The 19,477-nt window shown below is 64.5% G+C and carries 20 protein-coding genes; 5 read left to right on the top strand and 15 right to left on the bottom strand.

Annotation, left to right across the window (positions count from 1 at the left end):
- Positions 1–6: 6 nt before the first annotated feature.
- The 7 genes from BRSPCE3_RS02515 to BRSPCE3_RS02485 form a co-directional block, all read right to left on the bottom strand.
- The gene (locus tag BRSPCE3_RS02515) at positions 7–249 is read right to left on the bottom strand and encodes an acetyl-CoA carboxylase (RefSeq protein ID WP_244064064.1); all 243 of its coding nucleotides are present in this window, start codon (positions 247–249) and stop codon (positions 7–9) included.
- 42 nt (positions 250–291) lie between these two features.
- Positions 292–1,020 carry a 5-oxoprolinase subunit PxpA gene (gene pxpA / locus BRSPCE3_RS02510; RefSeq protein ID WP_244064062.1) on the bottom strand — a complete coding sequence of 243 codons (729 nt, stop codon included), beginning with the start codon at positions 1,018–1,020 and terminating at the stop codon, positions 292–294.
- An 87-nt stretch (positions 1,021–1,107) separates the two neighbouring features.
- Positions 1,108–2,295 carry an ABC transporter substrate-binding protein gene (locus BRSPCE3_RS02505; RefSeq protein ID WP_244064060.1) on the bottom strand — a complete coding sequence of 396 codons (1,188 nt, stop codon included), beginning with the start codon at positions 2,293–2,295 and terminating at the stop codon, positions 1,108–1,110.
- 31 nt (positions 2,296–2,326) lie between these two features.
- Entirely contained in the window at positions 2,327–3,400 is a 1,074-nt protein-coding gene (locus BRSPCE3_RS02500) for a branched-chain amino acid ABC transporter permease (protein ID WP_244064059.1), read from the bottom strand.
- A 3-nt stretch (positions 3,401–3,403) separates the two neighbouring features.
- Positions 3,404–4,318 carry a branched-chain amino acid ABC transporter permease gene (locus tag BRSPCE3_RS02495; protein WP_244064058.1) on the bottom strand — a complete coding sequence of 305 codons (915 nt, stop codon included), beginning with the start codon at positions 4,316–4,318 and terminating at the stop codon, positions 3,404–3,406.
- A gap of 1 nt (position 4,319) precedes the next feature.
- Positions 4,320–5,042 carry an ABC transporter ATP-binding protein gene (locus tag BRSPCE3_RS02490; RefSeq protein WP_244064057.1) on the bottom strand — a complete coding sequence of 241 codons (723 nt, stop codon included), beginning with the start codon at positions 5,040–5,042 and terminating at the stop codon, positions 4,320–4,322.
- Entirely contained in the window at positions 5,039–5,815 is a 777-nt protein-coding gene (locus BRSPCE3_RS02485) for an ABC transporter ATP-binding protein (RefSeq protein ID WP_244064056.1), read from the bottom strand. Before BRSPCE3_RS02485 ends, BRSPCE3_RS02490 begins: the two co-directional genes overlap by 4 nt.
- Before the next feature lie 97 nt (positions 5,816–5,912).
- Here BRSPCE3_RS02485 and BRSPCE3_RS02480 point away from each other — a divergent pair, with 97 nt between their 5' ends.
- The gene (locus tag BRSPCE3_RS02480) at positions 5,913–6,833 is read left to right on the top strand and encodes a LysR substrate-binding domain-containing protein (protein ID WP_244064055.1); all 921 of its coding nucleotides are present in this window, start codon (positions 5,913–5,915) and stop codon (positions 6,831–6,833) included.
- Between the two features lie 18 nt (positions 6,834–6,851).
- On the opposite strand, the gene pyk is transcribed toward BRSPCE3_RS02480, so the two are convergent.
- From pyk to BRSPCE3_RS02450, 6 genes are all read right to left on the bottom strand, one after another.
- On the bottom strand, positions 6,852–8,267 hold the full coding sequence (gene pyk, locus BRSPCE3_RS02475; protein ID WP_244064054.1) for a pyruvate kinase: 1,416 nt from the start codon (positions 8,265–8,267) through the stop codon (positions 6,852–6,854).
- Between the two features lie 3 nt (positions 8,268–8,270).
- Positions 8,271–9,566, bottom strand: coding sequence for a glycerate kinase (locus BRSPCE3_RS02470; RefSeq protein ID WP_244064053.1), 1,296 nt, complete (start codon positions 9,564–9,566; stop codon positions 8,271–8,273).
- Complete coding sequence (oxlT, locus tag BRSPCE3_RS02465) at positions 9,556–10,875, bottom strand: oxalate/formate MFS antiporter (protein WP_244064052.1); 1,320 nt, start codon at positions 10,873–10,875, stop codon at positions 9,556–9,558. Before oxlT ends, BRSPCE3_RS02470 begins: the two co-directional genes overlap by 11 nt.
- 64 nt (positions 10,876–10,939) lie before the next feature.
- Entirely contained in the window at positions 10,940–11,722 is a 783-nt protein-coding gene (locus BRSPCE3_RS02460) for a fumarylacetoacetate hydrolase family protein (RefSeq protein ID WP_244064051.1), read from the bottom strand.
- Between the two features lie 5 nt (positions 11,723–11,727).
- Positions 11,728–12,747, bottom strand: coding sequence for a 2-dehydropantoate 2-reductase (locus BRSPCE3_RS02455; protein WP_244064050.1), 1,020 nt, complete (start codon positions 12,745–12,747; stop codon positions 11,728–11,730).
- Positions 12,748–12,831: 84 nt separating this feature from the next.
- Positions 12,832–13,245, bottom strand: a complete 414-nt coding sequence (locus BRSPCE3_RS02450) for a CBS domain-containing protein (protein ID WP_244064940.1) — start codon at positions 13,243–13,245, stop codon at positions 12,832–12,834.
- A gap of 237 nt (positions 13,246–13,482) precedes the next feature.
- Between BRSPCE3_RS02450 and BRSPCE3_RS02445 the strand changes: the two genes are divergently transcribed.
- The 4 genes from BRSPCE3_RS02445 to BRSPCE3_RS02430 all read left to right on the top strand — a co-directional run bounded on the left by BRSPCE3_RS02445 (position 13,483) and on the right by BRSPCE3_RS02430 (position 18,018).
- The gene (locus tag BRSPCE3_RS02445; RefSeq protein WP_244064049.1) at positions 13,483–14,331 is read left to right on the top strand and encodes an IclR family transcriptional regulator; all 849 of its coding nucleotides are present in this window, start codon (positions 13,483–13,485) and stop codon (positions 14,329–14,331) included.
- 179 nt (positions 14,332–14,510) lie between these two features.
- Entirely contained in the window at positions 14,511–16,298 is a 1,788-nt protein-coding gene (gcl, locus tag BRSPCE3_RS02440) for a glyoxylate carboligase (protein WP_244064047.1), read from the top strand.
- A gap of 31 nt (positions 16,299–16,329) precedes the next feature.
- A complete protein-coding gene (hyi, locus tag BRSPCE3_RS02435) occupies positions 16,330–17,115 on the top strand; it encodes a hydroxypyruvate isomerase (protein ID WP_244064046.1) in 786 nt (261 codons plus the stop codon).
- Positions 17,116–17,130: 15 nt separating this feature from the next.
- The gene (locus BRSPCE3_RS02430) at positions 17,131–18,018 is read left to right on the top strand and encodes a 2-hydroxy-3-oxopropionate reductase (protein ID WP_244064044.1); all 888 of its coding nucleotides are present in this window, start codon (positions 17,131–17,133) and stop codon (positions 18,016–18,018) included.
- An 89-nt stretch (positions 18,019–18,107) separates the two neighbouring features.
- Here the strand turns inward: BRSPCE3_RS02430 and BRSPCE3_RS02425 are convergent, their stop codons facing one another.
- Together BRSPCE3_RS02425 and BRSPCE3_RS02420 are read right to left on the bottom strand one after the other, a co-directional pair.
- The gene (locus BRSPCE3_RS02425; protein WP_244064042.1) at positions 18,108–18,821 is read right to left on the bottom strand and encodes a transglycosylase SLT domain-containing protein; all 714 of its coding nucleotides are present in this window, start codon (positions 18,819–18,821) and stop codon (positions 18,108–18,110) included.
- A gap of 181 nt (positions 18,822–19,002) precedes the next feature.
- Positions 19,003–19,371 (bottom strand): hypothetical protein, encoded by a 369-nt coding sequence (locus tag BRSPCE3_RS02420; protein ID WP_244064040.1) that lies wholly within the window; start codon positions 19,369–19,371, stop codon positions 19,003–19,005.
- Between the last annotated feature and the right edge of the window lie 106 nt (positions 19,372–19,477).

Genomic DNA, 19,477 nt, shown 5'->3' with positions numbered 1-19,477 from the left:
GGCTTGTCAGACGTCGATTTCGGCGATCGGCTGGCCGGCCATCACGGCGTCCTCGTTCTCGGCCAGGAAGCGGACGATCTTGCCGGCGATGCCGGCCTTCACCTCATTGAACGATTTCATCACCTCGATGAGCCCGATCGTGTCGCTCTCGGCGACGACGTCGCCGTCGTCCTTGTAGACCGGCTTGTCGGGCGCCGGCTTGCGGTAAAAGATGCCCGGAAGCGGCGAGAAGATCTGCTGCGTTGCCATGGTTTCCTCTTGAGGTGATTGCTTGGTTGTTGGCGCGACAGCTCAGCGCGCAGTGAGATAGGGACGGACCGCTTCGCGAACCGCCTCCGCGATGGCGACGGCGTTCGGCGTGTCGGAGTGGATGCAGATCGAATCGGCGCCGACCACGATATCGTTTCCCGCCACCGTGCGCGTCTTGCCTTCATTGACGGCTCTGGCGCATCGGCTGGCGGCGTCGGCCGGATCTTTCGCCTCGTGCTCGCGCGTGATGATCAGGCTGCCGTCGCCATTGTAGTCGAGGTCGGCATAATATTCGGCGACGAAGGCGTGGCCGCGCCGCTCGTAGACCTGCTGGTGCAACGTGCCCTTCATGCCGAGCAGCGGCACCTTGTAGACATCGGCGGCATCGGCCACGGCCTCGGCGATCTCCTCGTTGCGCGCCGCCATGCCGTAGAGCGCGCCATGCGGCTTGATATGATTGAGCGGCATGCCTTCCGCATCCAGGAACGCCTTGAGCGCGCCGATCTGATAGAGCAGGCAGTTGGCCAGCTCCTCGCGGGTGATCTTCATCTCGCGGCGGCCAAATCCCTGCAGATCCGGCAGCGAGGGATGCGCGCCGACCTTGACGCCGAACTCCCTGGCAAGCTGCACGGTCTTGCGCATGTGGTTGAAGTCGGAGGCATGAAAGCCGCAAGCGACGTTGGCGACGTCGATATGGGGCATCAACGCCTTGTCGTCGCCCATCTTGTAGAGGCCGTAGGCCTCACCCATGTCGCAGTTGATCACGACCATCTCCTGATTTCCTTCCAACTGGCTTTGCTTTGACCGGCGGCAAGTCCGCCCGGGGTGCGGCTGGCGCACCCGGGCAGGGCTTGCCGGTTACTTCGACACCAGATAGTCGAGCGGAATCTTTTCCGAGATCGTCCACTGGTCGACCACTTTCGGCTTGCCGGCCTCGGTGTCGACGATCAGGTAACGGCCCTGGTTCTGGTGGTGGATGTCCTTGGTGAAGGTGCGCGGCCCGAACAGCGTGGGCTCGTTGTTCATCTTCTCGAGCTCGGCCACGACGGCCGCAGCATCGGTCGATTTGGCGCGCTCGACCGCCTTGGCCCAGACGTCGATCAGCACGTAGCCCGGATAGACGTATTGGCTGGACGGGTCACCGCCGGTGACCTCCTTGTACTTCTTGTTGAACTCGTTGACCTTCGCGTTCGGATCGTCGCCGTAGACCGAACCCTGCACCGGGACATAGAAGTTCGAGAGGTCGGGAACCGCGTTCATCCAGTAGCTGCCGTCGACGCCCGAGCCGTTGAGGATCATCGACTTGATGCCGGCGGCGCGGATCTGCTTGATGGCGGAGACGGCGCCCGGCATCATCGTGCAGAGCATGATCGCGTCCGGTTCCTGCGGCAGGCTCTTGATCCGCGTGATCTGCGAGGCGATCGAGGCGTCGTCGTTCTTGAAGGTGTCGCTGCCGACCAGCTTGGCGTCCTTCAGGCGCGGCAGCATCCAGTCGAAGCCGTCGCAGATGCCCTTGTTGTACACGGTCCAGCTGTCGAGCAGCCGATAGAAGTTGCGCGCGTTCTTCTTGGTGTAGGCCCATTCCGACATGGTCGCGCCCTGCACCGGGGCGAGCACCGACGCCGAGAACGAGAGCGGGCCGACGCCGGGGATGCCGGCCTTGATCGATTCGGCGCAGAGGAAGAAGGAGACCTTCCCGGCGGCCTGGGCCTGCAGCGCCGCCGGCGCGCCGAAATCGTAGTCGCAGGAGACGATCACGAGATCGGCGCCCTGGTCGAGCACCGCAAGGCCGGCCTTGGCGCCTTCGGCCTGATCGGTCTTGGTGTCGGCAAAAACGGGCTTGATCTTCTTGCCGAGCAGGCCGCCGGCCTTGTTGATCTCGTCGATCCGGATCAGCGCCGCGTCCTGCGCCGGCTTGTCATAGGCCTGCATGAATCCGGATGCCGCGGTCGCAAAGCCGACGACGATCTCGTCGGCCGCCTGCGCCGGTGTGAACCAGAGCGCGGATGCTCCGGCCAGAATGCCGATTAATGTCGTAAAGCGCATAACCCCACTCCTCCAATTGTACAAACGAGCCTCAGTGCAGTTCCTTCAGTGCGGTCTGGACCGGCCGGGTCAGGCGCCGCTGCAGCGGCCATCGGCGCCAGGAGAATTCCCGGTTGCGGGTCAATCCGGTCGGCAGATAGATCAGGATCACGATGGTGATGATGCCGATCGCGATCTCCTGGACCCCGTTCGGCAAGCCGACGGTGTGCCCGCCAAGGCTGATGCCCTTCTCGAGATCGCGGAACAGCTCGATCAGCACCGAGATCGCGACCACGCCCGAGACGGCACCGCTAAGACTGTACATGCCGCCGACCACCAGCATCGACAGCGTGATGAAGGTGGTGCGCAGATAGAATGCGCCTGGATTGACGATGCTGAGGAAGTGCGCGTACAGCGCCCCGGCGAGCCCGATGATGAAGGCGCTGACGACGAAGGCGATCAGCCGCTCGCGGACGATGTCGATGCCGGAGGCGCTGGCTGCGACTGCTTCGTCGCGCGTGGCGCGCAGCGCCAGTCCCGAGCGCGAGATCGAATAGAGATAGGCGATCGCGATCGCCACGGCGCCGCCGATCCATCCGGTCCAGACGTTCATGGTGGGCGGAATGCCGACGATCGAGCCTTGTCCGCCGGTCACCGAGTCCCAGTTCGAATAAACGTTGTTGATGACGCCGAGCAGGCCGAAGGTCGCAATCGAGGCGGCAATGCCCGACAGGCGCATGATGACGCGCCCGACGATCAGCGCGAACAGCGCGGCGAACAGGCCCGAGATCGGCGTCGCCACCCACATCGGCAGCTGGGTGTGGAGCAGCCACGCCGGCAAGCCCTTGAGGGTGATCGACTTCATGACGGGCGGAATGGTGAGCCAAGCGGTCATATAGGCGCCGAGGCACATGAAGCTGATGTGGCCGAACGACAGCAGACCCGAATTGCCGACGAAGACGTAGAGCCCGACCACCACCATGATGTTGATGAACATCTCGACCACGGTGCGGTTGAACGCCCGGCTGCCGAATTGATAGGAGAGGGCGGCCATGATGAGCAGCGCCACAATCAGCACGATCGGCGTGATGATCGTTTGCCGGATGACGGACGGCCGCTGCGACATCAATCAGACCCTCTGCTTGGCGGATTTCGGTGCGAACAGGCCCTGCGGCCGCACCAGCAGGACGACGATGACGGCGCCGTAGACGAAAGCGTCCCGGAACACGCGGGCGTCATGCGGCAGGGTCGCCTGGAACACGACGCTGGCCGCGCCAATCAGGAATCCGGCGGCTACGGCGCCGGGAAGGCTGCCGAGGCCGCCGATCACGGTCGCGATGAACGCGATCAGCATCACGTTGGCGCCCATGCCGATGTCGGCGGTGCCGGAATTGGTCGCCAGGATCAGGCCGATCGCGGCCGCCAGCATGCCGCTGATGGCGAAGGCCAGCAGGATCACGCCGTTGGCGCGGACCCCGAGCATGCGCGCCATGGTGAAATTATCGGCCGCGGCGCGCATTTCGAGCCCGTAGCGGGTACGCTTGAGGAACAGGACAAGGACCGCCAGCACGGCCAGCGTGATGATGATGGTCACGACCTGAAGCATCGGGATGTGGGCGCCGAGGAATTCGACCGGCAGGCCGAGGCTCGGCCACAGCGTGATCGACTTCGGCCGGCTCGAAAACAGCATCAGCAGGAGATGGCGGATGACGAAGCCGAGCGCGAAGGATGCGATCATCATCGTCGCCGGATTGGCGTTGCGGAAGCGGCGGAACACCACGATCTCCGACAGGATCGACAGCGCGGCGCCGATCGCCAGCAGGAGCGGGATCAGCAGATAGAACGGCAACTGGCCGGCGAAGACGATCGCTGCCGCGTCGATCGACGGCCACAACATGGCGAAGACGCAAAATGCGATGAAATCGCCATGGGCGAAGTTGACGAGCCGCATGACGCCGAAGATCAGGGCGATGCCGAGCGCGCCAAGGGCATAGAGGCTGCCGAGGCTCAGCGCATCGAAGATGATCTGGAGCAGCTCGCGCATCTCAATGATCTCCGAAGCCGAAATAGGATTGCTTCAGGCGATCGTCCCTGACCATGTCGGCCGCGGGGCCCTCGAGCACGACGCGGCCGCCGCGGATCAGGATCATCCGCCCACCGGTCATCAGGGCGCGCGTCGAGCTCTGTTCGACGATCAGGAGGGTGAGCTTGCGTTGGGCCCGCAGTCGCAGCAGGATCTCGTAGACCTGGTCGATGATCTTCGGCGCGAGACCGAGCGACGGCTCGTCGATCGCCATGATGCGGGGTGCGGCCATCAATGCGCGGCCGATCACCAGCATCTGCTGCTGGCCGCCGGACAGCATGCCCGCCGCGGTGTGGCGGCGCTCGGCCAGCATCGGGAATTCCCGGTAGACCTGATCCAGGTCATCGGCGATCTTGTTGCGGTCGGCGCGCATGCCGGTTCCGACTTTCAGATTTTCCTCGATGGTCAGCGCGCCGAAGACGTTGCGTCCCTCCGGAACCAGCGAGAATCCGCGCCGGGCGATGTCCTCGGGCGCGGCGCCGGTGATCTCCGCGCCGTCGATCATGATGGATCCGGAGCCCGGCGGCACGACGCCGGCGATGGTGTTGAGCAGCGTCGACTTGCCGGCACCATTCGGGCCGGTCACGAACAGGATTTCGCCCTCGTCGACCTTCAATGTCACGCCGCGCAGCGCCGTGAGGCGCCCATAGCTGACCGTGATGTCGTCGACGGCGAGCGCGGTCATGACGCGACGGCCGCTTCGGCGGCAACCTGCGCAATCAACTCGTCGCGCTGCGTGCCCATATAGGCGTGCCGCACGGCGTCGCTGTCGCGGATCTGCGCGGGGGGGCCAACTTCGATGACCTCGCCGGAATCGAGCACGAAGATGCGCTCGCAGAGCTCGAGCACGAGACCGATATTGTGCTCGATCAGCAGCACGCCGACACTGAGCTCGCCCGCGATCCGGCGGATGATGGCGGCGAGCTCATGGCTCTCGAGCTCCGACATGCCCGCCGCCGGTTCGTCGAGCAGCAGATATCGCGGTGTGCACATGATGGCGCGGCCGATCGCCACACGCCGTTCGTCGGTGTAGGGCAGTGCGCCCGCGATCGTGTTGGCAAGATGCGAAATGCCGAGCCAGGCCATCACCCGTTCGGCCTCGCCGATCGCTTCGGGCCGTCGCTGACCAAGGCCGACGCCGGTCACTTCCAGGTTGTCCATGACCGGCAGGTCGCGGAACAGCCGGCCTGACTGGAAGGTCCGGGCCACGCCTTTGCGTCGCAGCAAATGCGCTGCAACGCCGTTGAGCGTTTCGCCTTCGAGCTCCACGGTGCCGGCGCCGACAGGCTGAAAACCGGTCAGCACATTGATAAGAGTGGTTTTGCCGGCCCCATTGGGGCCGATCAGCCCGACGATGCGGCCCCGAGGCACGGCCAGGGTGACGTCGGACAGCGCTTTCAGGCCTTCGAATTGGACGCTGACATCGCGCGCGACCAACTCCAAACCGTCCGCCATCATCTCAACGCCTTTTCGCCCGCACCCAACGGATTGATCTTTCCGTTCCGTCGGGGGATTGTAAAATTCGAAATATCGTTCGCTGATATCGGAAAATTTTATGTCTCTGACGTTCCGTCAGGTTCGGCATTTTATCGCGACGGCGGACAGTGGACGCGTTTCGGCGGCCGCTGCCGCGCTGAGCGTGACGCAGTCGGCCGTCACCTCGTCGATCAAGGCCCTCGAGGCCGAGCTCGGCCGCAAGCTGTTCGACCGCCATTCCAATGGCGTGACGCTGACCTTCGACGGCCACGAGTTCTTGCAGCGTGCGCGCGCGATCGAGGCGAGCGTGTCGGACGCGATAAGGGGGCCGCATCGCTGGGGGACCCAGGTCGACGGCACCGTCGACGTGGCCGTGAGCTACACCGTCGCCGGATACTTCCTGCCGCCGCTGCTGACGCGATTCTGGCGGACCTTTCCGGGCATCACGGTCCGGCTGCACGAGTTTCAGCGCGATGCGATCGAGCAGAGCCTGATCAGCGGCAGCGTCGATGCGGCGATCATGCTGATCGCCAATCTGCACGACCGGCACTCGATTCGCTCGCGGCTGTTGTTGCGCTCGCCGCGTCGCTTGTGGACGTGCGTCAATCATCCGCTGCTGCGCAAGGACAGCATCAAGCTCGCAGACCTGGCGAGCGAGCCCTATCTGATGTTGACCGTCGATGAGGCCGAACGTTCAGCGATGCGCTACTGGCAGCATACGGCCCACGTGCCGAACGTCATCTTCCGCACCCTGTCGGTCGAAGCGGTCCGCAGCATGGTCGCGACCGGGATGGGAATCACCGTCCTGTCGGACATGGTCTACCGTCCCTGGTCGCTCGAAGGGCACCGCATCGATCTCAAGACGCTCGATGACGACGTCCACACCATGGATGTCGGGCTGGCCTGGAAGGACAAGACCAAGCTGTCGCCGGCGGCTCGCGCGTTCTGCGAGTTCGTCGCTCATTCCTATCCCGGATCGGAGCCGGTCCAATTCGACTAGCGGCCGTCGATCGCCTTGTCAGGGCAGCGAAACCACGCGCAGATTGTTGGTCGTTCCCGCCTGCGCGAAGGGAATGCCGGCGACGACGACCAGCAGGTCCCGGCTCGACGCAAACTGCTCGGCACGCGCGAATGCAGTCGCGCGCTCCACCATCTCCTCATAGCTGCCGATATCGTCGGACAGGACGCTGTGGGCCCCCCAGAGCAGGCACAGGCGGCGCGACACTTCGCGGCTTGGGGTGATGGCGAGGATCGGGAGGCTCGGCCGCTTGCGCGCGACGCGCGCGGCGGTGGTGCCGCTCGACGTGTAAGCCACGATGGCCGCGGCGTGAATCACCGAGGCGAGGTCGGCAGCGGCCGTTGCGACGGCATGCGGCGGCGTCTGCTCTTCGCCGGGCTCGGTCGCCTCGACGATCGAGCGATACATCTTGTGCTGCTCCGTGCTGCGGATGATGCGGTCCATCATCTCGACCGCCTCGCGCGGGTAGCGGCCGGTCGCGGATTCCGCCGACAGCATCACGGCGTCCGCGCCGTCATAGATCGCGGTCGCAACGTCGGAGACTTCCGCGCGGGTCGGCGTGGGCGCGGCGACCATGGAGTCCAGCATCTGCGTGGCGACGATCACGGGCTTCACCGCAAGCCGGCAGGCCCGCACCAGCTCCTTCTGGCGCCCCGGCACGTCCTCATGCGGAATCTCGACGCCGAGATCGCCCCGCGCAACCATGATGGCGTCGCACAGCTGGATGATGTCGTCGATCCGGTCGAGCGCAGCCGGCTTCTCGATCTTGGCCATCAGGCCGGCGCGGTCCCCGACCAGGGCTCGCGCCTCGATGATGTCGGAGGGCTTCTGCACGAACGACAGGGCGACCCAATCCACGCCGAGCTTCAGGCCGAACTCCAGATCGAGGCGGTCCTTCGCGGTGAGCGGCGACAGATCGAGCACCGTTCCCGGCAGATTGACGCCCTTGTGGTTCGAGATCGTGCCGCCGATGATGACCCTGGCTTCGATGAAATCGTCACCCAGCCCGGCGACGCGAACCCGGACCCTGCCGTCGTCGATCAGGAGGTCGTGGCCGGGTGCGACGGCCGCGAAGATCTCCCGATGCGGCAGCGGAATCGCGGTTCGGTCGCCCTCCGATCCGGACAGCACGAACCGGATGGTCTCGCCGGCCACCACGGTGAACTTTCCATCGCGCAAGGTGCCGACGCGGATCTTCGGACCCTGGAGATCCATCAGAATGCCGATCGGACGGCCGACGTCCTGTTCCAGCTTGCGGATCGCGGCGTGAATGCTGGCGTGATCGCTCTGGGTTCCGTGGCTGAAGTTCAGACGGAACGTGTCGACGCCTGCCAGCAGCAGCGCCTTGAGCATCTCCGGGGAACTGCTGGCGGGGCCGACGGTTGCGACGATCTTGGCCCGTCGATGACGACGCATGGGTCACCTCATTGCTGGCTTGCCGGACGCAATTAGCACGGCGCGGATATCGTTGACATTGGTAAGCGTTGGCCCGGTGCGCACGAGGTCTCCAAGGCGGTCGAAGAAGGTGTAGCTGTCATGCGCCGCCAGATAGGCCCGCGCGTCGAGGCCCCTCGCGGCCGCGCGCTTGAGCGTGTCAGGACCGATCAAAGCGCCAGCCGCATCTTCCGTTCCATCAATTCCATCGCTGTCTCCGGCTATCGCCCAGATATCGGACGTACCTGATAGCGCTATGACAAGTCCCAGCAAAAACTCGGTATTGCGGCCGCCGCGCCCCGCCGGCCCACGTCCGATCGTCACCGTCGTTTCTCCTCCGGAGAGCAGCAGCGCGGGGGCGGGGGCCGGCTGCGCATGCCCGGCGACCGAGCGGGCGATGCCGGCCATCACGGTTCCGAGTTCCCGTGCCTCGCCTTCGATCGCATCACCGAGAATGATCGGATTGAGACCTGCATCCCGGGCCGCACCGGCTGCAGCCTCGAGCGCGAGGGACGGCGCGGCCAGGATGCGGACATCAGCGTCGATCTCGCCGGGTTTTGGGGTCTCGTCGGCTTGCTCGAGCACGAGCCGCGCGGCCTCCGGCAGGTCGATTGCAAACCGGCGCACGATCTCTCGCGCTTCGGCCTTCGTGCTGCGATCCGGTAGCGAGGGGCCGGAGCCGATCGCCGCGGGATCGTCCCCCGGGATATCCGAGATCACCAGCGTCGTGACGCGGGCGGGGCGGGCGGCCAACGCCAGCCGTCCGCCCTTGATCGCGGACAGATGCTTGCGGACCACGTTCATCTCGGCAATCGTCGCACCGCAGGCAAGCAGGGCCCGGTTGACCGCCTGCTTGTCGGCAAGCGTCATCGGGAATGCAGGCAGCGTCATCAGGGCCGAGCCGCCGCCGGACATCAGGGCGATGACGAGATCATCAGCTGATAGCCCCTCGACGGCACGCAGCATGCGCAAGGCCGCGGCCTTGCTGCTGTCGTCCGGCACCGGGTGAGACGCCTCGAGCACCTCGATGCGGCCCGCGGGAACGGCATGACCGTGACGCGTTACCACTACACCGGAAAGATCGACATCCGGCCAGGCCGCGTCGATGCCGGCCGCCATCGCTGCTGAAGCCTTGCCGGCGCCGACGACGATGCATCTCCCCTTCGGCTTTGCCGGCAAGGCGCGCGCAATGGTCAGCTTTGGATCGCAGCTGGCGACGGCCGCATCGAAGATCTTCCGGAGCGCAGTCCGAGCGCGCAGGTCGGTCCAATCAGTGTTCAATCGCCGCGCTCCGGCCGGATGCAGGCGCGATCGCGGCCTTCGCGGTCGTCTCGCTGCCGAGAATGAACGCGCGCCGCATCGGCTTGATCAGCAACAGGGCGGTCAGGGCCGCGGTGGCGTTGAGCGCAACCGCGACGATGAACACGGCCTGCCAGCCGAACTGCGTGGAGATGATGCTCGCAAGCGGCACGAGCAGCGCCGCCGTGCCCTTCGCGGTGTAGAGCATGCCATTGTTGGTGGTGGCGTATTTGGCGCCGAAGGTGTCGCCCGCGGTGGCCGGGAACAGACTGTAGATTTCGCCGAACACGCCGAAATAGACCGCCGTGGCCAGCACGAAGACGACCGGAATATGGCCGTAGGCGGACAATGTCAGCAACATCAGCGCCGCCGTCGCGAACGCGATGAACATCGTGTGCTCGCGGCCGATATTGTCGGAGACCCAGCCAAAGAACGGACGGCCGAAACCGTCGAACACACGATCCAGCGAGATCGCGAACGTCAGTGCCGCCATCTGGAAGCCCGCCAGGGTGACTGGCGTATCGGCGATCTTGAAGTCGTGGGCGATCGGCCCGATCTGCGCTGCGGTCATCAGCCCGCCGGAAGCCACCATGACGAACACCAGATACATGACCCAGAAGATCGGGGTGCGCAGCACCTGGGGCGGGGTGTAGTCGATCGCGCTCTGGGGGAGATTGTGACGCTTTTTCCTGGGGGCCTCGACGCCATGCGGTGAGCGGACGAACCAAGCCAGCAGCAGAACGATGAGGCCTTGCCCGATTCCGAAGGTCAGGAAGGTGCTCTGATAGCCGCTCGTGGCAATCATGTTAGCGATCGGCACGACGGTGAGCGCCGCGCCGGCGCCGAATCCCGCTGCGGTCGCGCCTGCTGCGAGGCCGCGCCGGTCCGGAAACCATTTCAGCGCGTTGCCGACGCAGGTGCCGTAAACCGCCCCGGCGCCGATGCCGGCGACGATAGCCGCGGCATAAAGCGTGACGAGGGAGGCGGCGTAGGAGTTCAGCACCCAGGCCAGTCCGATCATCAGCCCGCCGAACATGATGACGATGCGGGGGCCGTATTTGTCCACGAACCAGGCTTCCACCGGCACCAGCCAGGTCTCGGTCATCACGAAGATCGTGAAGGCGAGCTGGATCGCCGGACGGCCCCAGTGAAATTGCGCGTCGATCGGATCGACGAACAGCGTCCAGCCATATTGCAGGTTGGCGATCATCGCCATGCAGACGATGCCGATCGCGAGCTGAAACCAGCGGAAGCCGCCGGGCAATGATTCCCGTTTCGTGCTGGAGGTCATGTGTGCTCCCAAAGCAGTATTTGCCGTTTGGTCCGGCCGCGTCAGGCTCTCGTCTTGCGGCCGGCTACTGACGAAATTCGTTGGTCAGCTCGCCGATTCCGTCGATCGCGACAGTGACCGTGTTGACGGGCTCTTTCATCACTCCGACGCCGATCGACGTCCCGCAGCAGATCAGGTCGCCCGGCAACAGCGTCATGTCGTGTGAGATCTTGCTGACCAGCGCCTGCGCGCTGAAGATCATGTCCGCGATCGGGTAGTTCTGGCGCTCCACGCCGTTCAGGATGGTGCGCACCACAAGGCTCGCGGGATCGAGGCCCGAGGCGATCACGGGACCGAACGGGCCATACCCGTCAAAACCCTTGGCCCGCGCCCATTGCGGGAAGGTCGGATCGCGATTGAGAATGTCCGCAGCGGTGACGTCGTTGGTGCAGGTGTAGCCGAAGATGAACGCGTCGGCCTGTTCGGGCGCGACCGCCGTGCAGCTCTTGCCGATGACAATGCCGAGCTCGCCTTCGTAGGTCGTCTTGCCATCGTAGCCCAATGGGCGCGTGATGACGGCGCCGGGCGCGGTCACGCTGGTCTGCGCCTTTAACAGATATAGCGGTTCGGGCGGCTCTGGCGATTTCAGCTTCGCCGCCAGCGCGTGAAAATTGTTCCAGAGCGCGATGATCTTGCTCGGCTCGGTCGGGGCGAGCAGCTCGACATCGTCGAGTGCCAGCGTCTGTCCGGTCGGTCGCGTGTCGCCGAACATCTCGCCTGCATGCACGGCGATGCCGGACGAGGTGAGTTGCCCGAAGCCGATGTCGGCGTGGTGGCGGAAGCGGACCCAGCGTGTCACATTGGCCATCGCGATCACGCCACCGCCAGCGATTGTGCTTCGGCGGCGCCGGCCGCCCCGTCATAGAGGCCCGCCAGCCTGGTGCGCTGCGCGACCAGCGCCAGCACCGCGTCGAGCGCCGGCGTCGCGATGCCGGTCATCCGGCCCATCTCCTGCACGACGGTGATCAACGGATCGATCTCGACGGGACGTCCCCGCTCGAGGTCCTGCAGCATCGAGGTCTTGTGGGCGCCGACCTTGCGTGCGCCTTCGATACGGCGTTCGACATCGACGCGAAACTTGACGCCGAGGCTTTCCGCGATCGCCTGGGCTTCGAGCATGATCGCCCTCGACAGCGCGCGCGTGCCGGGATTGCTGCAGATCACGTCGAGGGTCGCGTGGGTGAGGGCGCTGATCGGATTGAAACAGACATTGCCCCACAGCTTGAGCCAGATCTCGTCGCGGATGCGGTCGAGCACCGGCGCCTTCATGCCCGCTGCGGCGAACAGCTCGGAAAGCCTCTGGACATCAGGTGTGATCTCGCCGGAGGGTTCGCCGAGCGGAAAGTTGTTGCCGTAGACGTGGCGGATCACGCCGGGCGCTTCGATCTCGGTGGCTGGATACACCACGCAGCCGATGGCGCGCGCGGGGTCGAGCTCGTTCCATTGCCGGCCGCCGGGATCGATGCTCTCGAGCGTCGATCCTTCGTGCCGTCCGCCGTGCTTGTAGAAGTACCAGTAGGGGATACCGTTGACGGCGGTGACGATGCGGGTCCGCTCGCCCAGCAGCGGCCGCATCGGCTCGATGACGCCGGTGATCGAATGCGCCTTGAGGCAGATGATGACGTAATCCTGCTCGCCGAGTTCGGCCGGGTTATCGGTACAGCGCGGATGCACCACGCGCTCCTCATCGCCGATCAAAAGCTTCAGGCCGTTCTGCCGCATCGCGGCGAGGTGCGCGCCCCGCGCGACCAGGCTGACATCGGCGCCAGCGCGCATAAATTCGACACCGAGATAGCCGCCGATGGCACCGGCGCCGTAGATGCAGATCTTCATGAAATCCTCGCGAGCAGGGTGGAGCACGGTACGGGCCGCAGCGGCTCGAACCGGGTTGCGTGGCAATGGCCTTGAGAAAGTCCGTCAGGCCGCGCAGGCGGCCTCCTCGAAAGCAAAGGCGATGTCCCGCATGCTCACGACGCCGACCAGCCGGCCGTTGTCGATGACGGGGATATGGCGGATCCCGTGCCGAGCCATCAGATGCTCGACATCGGTGAGCGTGTCCTGTGAATTGCAGGAAACCAGCGGCCGCGGTGCAATGAACTGGGCAACCTTCATGGCAAGACCACCAGTGCCGCGCTCGGCGATCACAGCGACGACGTCGCGCTCGCTGAACATTCCGACCACAGCGGCTTCCTTGCTGCGCGAGCCGGCCCTGACTACGAGCGCACCGACATGGCTCGCGTACATCAGGTTCGCCGCAATGCTCACGGTTTCGTTCGAGCCGATCGTCACCACGTGCGCACTGTTGGTGCGAAGGATGTCCCCGACGTACATGGCAGCGTCCTCCCGGTTGCGTGATTGGGTCATTGTGAAGCAATCGTGGTATACATTATTCCAGAAGTCAAACAAAAGAATCGAGCCATTTCACGAGATAAATGGCAAAAATACTGACCTATCGGCGATCTCTATTGTCTTGACTTGCGGTTGAATTGGTATGCCAAATGCCAATACTGACGCTCGCGGTCGCGAGCGATTTCGTTCTGAACCACAACCGGTTAGGGGCAGGTCGCGATGAAAAGAGAGCCGATCCGGCGCAAGCCGTCCGACCCCGATTTTCGCGCGCAGCCGGATCAGGACGCACGAGACGGCGGCGTTCAGTCCGTCGATCGCGCGATGCAAATCCTGGAAACACTTGCAGAGGATGATGAAGGCTATCGGTTGACCGATCTGGCGATCCGCACCGGCCTGTCGCCGTCCACCGTTCATCGGTTGCTGACCACGCTCGAGAATCGCAGGTTCGTGCAATTCGACCGCGACGAATCCAAATGGCACATCGGCGCGCAAAGTTTCGTGGTCGGTTCGACCTTCATGCGCCGCCGGAATTTTGCCGCGCAGGCGCTGCCCTATCTGCGCAAGCTGCGCGACCAGACCAGGGAAACCGCCAACCTTGCCGTGGTCGATGATGAATCCATCATCGTGGTGTCTCGCATTGAAAGCCGGGAGATCATGCGCTCGCTGACCAAGGTCGGCGGGCGCGTCGCGATGATCGCCTCGGGCGTGGGCAAGGCGGTGCTGGCGACCTATTCCGATGCCGACGTCAACGCGATCATTCGCCGCCAGGGCATGCCGCGGCTGACGGAAAAGTCGATCGTGCGGCCCGGCGAGCTCTTCAAGGAATTGGAGAACGTGCGGCGTCAGGGCTATGCGGTGGATGATGAAGAGGCGCGGCTCGGCCTGCGCTGCGTGGCCGCGGTCGTCTTCAACGACTGCAACGAGCCCTATGCCGCGATCTCGGTCTCGGGCATGGCGGATCGGCTGACCAACGAGCGCTTGCCGGAGATCGGGACGATCGTGCACCAGATCGCAGCCGAACTCACCGCCGAACTTCGCGGGAACCGGACGCCGCAAGCGCAGACGTAAGGCGCGCTGCAATTTTCGCCGGTAACGATTTCCAGTTCTTCGCCGACGCTAATCACTTGAAGACGCGCAAGAAACCATTGGCGCTGCCACAGCGTGGAAAATCCAATCGATTGCGTTGAGATCGTTGATCGCGCGCCTGATGATCCCAGTCAGGCCAATAGCGAAGCGGGATCATCAAAATGAAAATGCGAGCAATCGATGCAGCAGTGCGCATTCTCCAACGCGAAGGAATCACGTGCGTGTTCGGCGTTCCCGGCGCCGCGATCAACCCGCTTTACTCCGCGCTGAAGCGCAACGGCTCGATCCAGCACATCCTGGCGCGGCACGTCGAAGGCGCCTCGCACATGGCGGAAGGCTACACCAGGGCGAAGGCGGGCAATATCGGCGTTTGCATCGGCACGTCGGGTCCGGCCGGAACCGACATGATCACCGGCCTCTACTCGGCGATCGCGGATTCGATTCCGATCCTCTGCATCACCGGCCAGGCGCCGCGGGCGCGCCTCTACAAGGAAGATTTCCAGGCCGTCGACATCGAGTCGATCGCCAAGCCGGTGACGAAATGGGCCGTCACCGTGCGCGAGCCGGCGCTGGTGCCGCGGGTGTTCAGCCAGGCGTTCCATGTCATGCGGTCGGGGCGGCCGGGACCGGTGCTGATCGATCTTCCCCTCGACGTGCAACTGGCCGAGATCGAGTTCGACGACGAGACCTATTCCCCGCTGCCGGTCTACAAGCCGACCGCGACCCGCAAGCAGGTCGAGAAGGCGCTCGAGATGCTCAACGCCGCGGAGCGGCCGCTGATCGTGGCGGGTGGCGGCGTGATCAACGCCGATGCCTCCGAGCTGCTGGTCGCCTTCGCCGAAGCGGTCAACGTTCCCGTGGTTCCGACGCTGATGGCGTGGGGCGCGATTCCCGACGATCACGCGCTGATGGCAGGCATGGTCGGCCTGCAGACCAGCCATCGCTACGCCAACGCCACGATGCTCGAATCCGATTTCGTGCTCGGCATCGGAAATCGCTGGGCCAACCGGCATACCGGTTCGATCGAGACCTACACCAAGGGACGCAAATTCGTCCATGTCGACATCGAGCCGACCCAGATCGGACGTGTCTTCAATCCGGATCTCGGCATCGTGTCGGACGCCAAGGCCGCGCTGGAGATGTTCGTGACCGTCGCCCGGGAGTGGCGGAAGTCCGGCAAGCTGCGCGACCGGCAGGCCTGGCCCGCCGCCTGCCGCGACCGCAAGCGTTCGATGCTGCGCAAGAGCCATTTCGACAACATCCCGATCAAGCCGCAGCGCGTCTACGAGGAAATGAACAAGGCGTTCGGCCGCGACACCTGCTACGTGACCGTGATCGGGCTGTCGCAGATCGCGGGCGCCCAGTTCCTCAACGTCTACAACCCACGCAACTGGATCAATGCCGGGCAGGCCGGCCCGCTCGGCTGGACCCTGCCGGCCGCGCTCGGTGTGCGCGCAGCCGATCCCGACCGCGAGATAGTCGCGCTGTCGGGCGATTATGACTTCCAGTTCCTGATCGAGGAGCTCGCGGTCGGCGCGCAGTTCAATCTGCCCTACATCCACGTCGTCGTGAACAATTCATATCTCGGGCTGATCCGGCAGGCGCAGCGCGGCTTCGACATGGACTACCACGTCCAGCTCTCGTTCGAGAACATCAACGCGCCCGAGATCGGCGCTTACGGCGTCGACCACGTGACCGTCGCGGAAGGGTTGGGCTGCAAGGCGATCCGGGTGACGGATCCGAACGACGCGCAGGCCGCGTTCGCGACCGCGCGCGAGCTGATGGCCAAGCACCGCGTGCCCGTGGTGGTCGAGTTCATTCTCGAACGGGTCACCAACATCGCGATGGGAACGGAGATCGACAACATCGTCGAATTCGAGGAGGTGCTCGATCTTCCGCTCGACGACGTTCCGAGCGCAGCACGATCCGGCACGCTGTTGCCGGCCTGACGACATCAGCGCTCAAAGCGGAGATACGCCCGTGCCTCAATTTGCCGCCAACCTCACCATGCTGTTCAACGAGCTGCCGTTCCTCGACCGGTTCGCCGCCGCCAAGGCCGCCGGCTTCAACGCGGTCGAGTATCTGTTCCCCTACGACTACGACAAAAGCGAGCTGCGGGAGGAGTTGGCGCGATCCGAGCTGACCCAGGTGCTGCACAATCTTCCGGCCGGCAATTGGGCCGGCGGCGAGCGCGGCATTGCGATCCTGCGCGATCGGGTCGATGAATTTCGCGACGGCGTGGTGCGCGCGATCGACTACGCGAAGGCGCTGGATTGCCGGCAGCTGAACTGCCTGGTCGGCATCGCTCCGGCCGGAGCGGACGCGGCAGAGCTTAACGAAGTCCTGGTGTCCAATCTGCGCTTCGCCGCCGGCGCGCTTGCCCAGCACGGCATCAAGCTTCTGATCGAGCCGATCAACACGCTCGATATTCCCGGCTTCTTCCTGAGCGGGACCGAACAGGCGGTGCAGCTGATTTCCGACGTGCGGTCGCCCAATTTGTTCATCCAGTACGACATCTATCACATGCAGATCATGGAAGGCGACGTAGCGCGGACCCTGCAGAAGCATCTCGGCCGGATCGCGCATGTCCAGCTCGCCGACAATCCGGGCCGCAATGAGCCAGGCACCGGCGAGATCAACTATTCCTATCTGTTCAAGCATCTCGACAGCATCGGATATCGCGGCTGGATCGGATGCGAATACAAGCCGCGGACGACCACGCTCGAGAGCCTTGCCTGGCACGCCGCGCAGACTTTCGTGACCTGACAGGAGCGACGACAAATGAAAGACATAGGATTCATCGGGCTCGGCACGATGGGACGTCCGATGGCGGGCCATCTGCTGGCTGCCGGCTATCGGCTGTTCCTGCACGACGTCGCGGCGCTGCCGCCGGAACTGGTTGCAGCCGGCGGCATTTCTTGCGAGTCCGCCAAGCAGGTGGCGCAGGAAGCGGACGCCGTGATCATCATGGTGCCCGATACGCCGCATGTGGAGGCCGTGCTGTTCGGCAAGAACGGCGTCGCGGAGGGCGTCTCCAAGGGCATGATCGTGGCGGATATGAGCTCGATCTCTCCGCTGGCAACCAAGGAGTTTGCACGGAAGATCGATGCGCTCGGGGCCGACTATCTCGATGCGCCGGTTTCCGGCGGCGAGGTTGGCGCCAAGGCGGCGAACCTGACCATCATGGTTGGCGGCCGGGAGCGGGCGTTCGACGCGATGAAGCCGCTGTTTGACACGATGGGCAAGAACGTCACGCATGTCGGCGGCAATGGCGACGGCCAGACCACCAAGGTGGCGAACCAGATCATCGTGGCGCTGACGATCGAGGCGGTGAGCGAGGCGTTGCTGTTCGCATCCAAGGCGGGCGCCGATCCTGCGCTGGTGCGTCAGGCGCTGATGGGAGGCTTTGCGTCGTCCCGGATCCTGGAAGTGCACGGCGAGCGCATGCTGAAGCGCAATTTCGATCCGGGCTTTCGCATCGAGCTGCATCAGAAGGATCTCAACCTCGCGCTGGAAGGCGCGCGGGCGCTCGGGCTGTCGCTGCCCGGCACGGCCGCGGCTCAGCAGCTGTTCAATGCCTGTACCGCGCTCGGCGGCAAGGCCTGGGACCATTCCGCCATTCTGCGCGCGCTGGAAGTCATGGCGGGCCACGAGGTCGCCGCCGCCTGAGCCTTGGGGAATGAATGAATTGCGCAGGATTGGTTGGCGGGGGGAAATGACCCCCGCCGCCACAATACCCTGCGCTTGCTACATCCGGCTCAGTTCCCGTCGTTCGCCGCAAGCTTCAGAAACTGACGTTTCATCCGATTGACCTTCGCGATGTAGGCCGCGACGAGGTGGTCGCCACAATGCTGGCCCGCGGCTGGCTGGAAGCCGCGGCGCACGAAGGCACGTCCGGGGCCGGTGCCGCAGAGATGGATCAGCGCGGCGAGATCCTGCTTCTGTTGCGGACCAGCCGCGCGCTTCGCTGTGGCGGCGAGAACTCTGGCGACGTTGCGATCCAAATATATCGCGGCGAGTTGCGTGGCGTCGCTCGGTAGCGTGCGCACATTGAGGTTGTTGAACCTGCAATCCGTGGCGACGACCGCGTGCTGGCGGATGCAATAGCTGTTTGCCTCCGCAAACGCCGCGTCCGTCATCTGATACAGGCCGACGGCGCTCGACGCGGGCCTGTAGATCGCGAGGGGATTCCAGCTCAGTTGCCAGCGCCAATAGGTGCGCGCCACCGGATTGCCGGAACTCTCGGTCTGCGCCAGCGCTGCGAGCAGCTCGGGCGTAACGGCATCGGTGGCGTAGGCGCGGAAGTGTGCTCCGTATTGCCGCCACGTCTCGGGCGGCTCCTTGTCGAGCGCCGTGCCCACGAAAAACAACAGCTCCGTCGGCTTGCGGACGATCTGATAGGCGACGTTGACGAGCGGAAGGAGCAGGAGAAGCCCCACGCTGACGACTGCTATCCGCGTTGCGGTCGGCATCGCGTTCCGCTTCCGCAATAGCTTGCGCGCGCCGTGCCAGCTGCGAGCTATCCGAATGGCCGGGGTCCAGTGTTGCGGGCCGCGGCTTTTGCGCGTGATGGGCCTGGTGGCGGACAATGAGGGCACAGAGATGATCAGCCTGCTTTGTGCGCAGCGGTTGAAGGCGACCCGGAGCGAGGCGTCACGAGTTACTTCGATCTGGACGTCCCGACATTGCGGAAAGGGTGCGTCTCAAGGCGGTTGCGGCGAAAACGCCGGCACAGCAGCCGGCGCCTTTGACGAACATGTCCTTCACGTATCCATGCCTGCCGGAGAGCAGCTTTTGGATGAGTTCGAAGCCGATGACCACGGTCAGAAGCCCGAGCAGGATGGGCAGCAGGTGTTTGGGATAGGCGAGCGAAAAGACGGCGCCGACCACGAACAGAGCCGCAAAGCGATCGATGTTTGGCGATACCAACGTGTGAGGACGGAGTGCCGACACTGTATCGGTGATGATGAAGAGGCCCAGGATCAACCCCCAGGCCAAATAGCGGAATACGGTTTGTGTCATTCCTGGTGGCATCAACCCTTGGTTCCTAGCGCCCGGAGCGAGGCTGGCCACGGCCGTGTGTACTCTTCTATTCGTGTGCGCTACGTGTGCACCGAGAGGTTAAAAC

Origin of the sequence: Bradyrhizobium sp. Ce-3 (assembly GCF_022835695.1) — a bacterium.
GTDB lineage: Bacteria > Pseudomonadota > Alphaproteobacteria > Rhizobiales > Xanthobacteraceae > Bradyrhizobium.
This window is presented reverse-complemented; position numbering and strand designations above follow the sequence as displayed.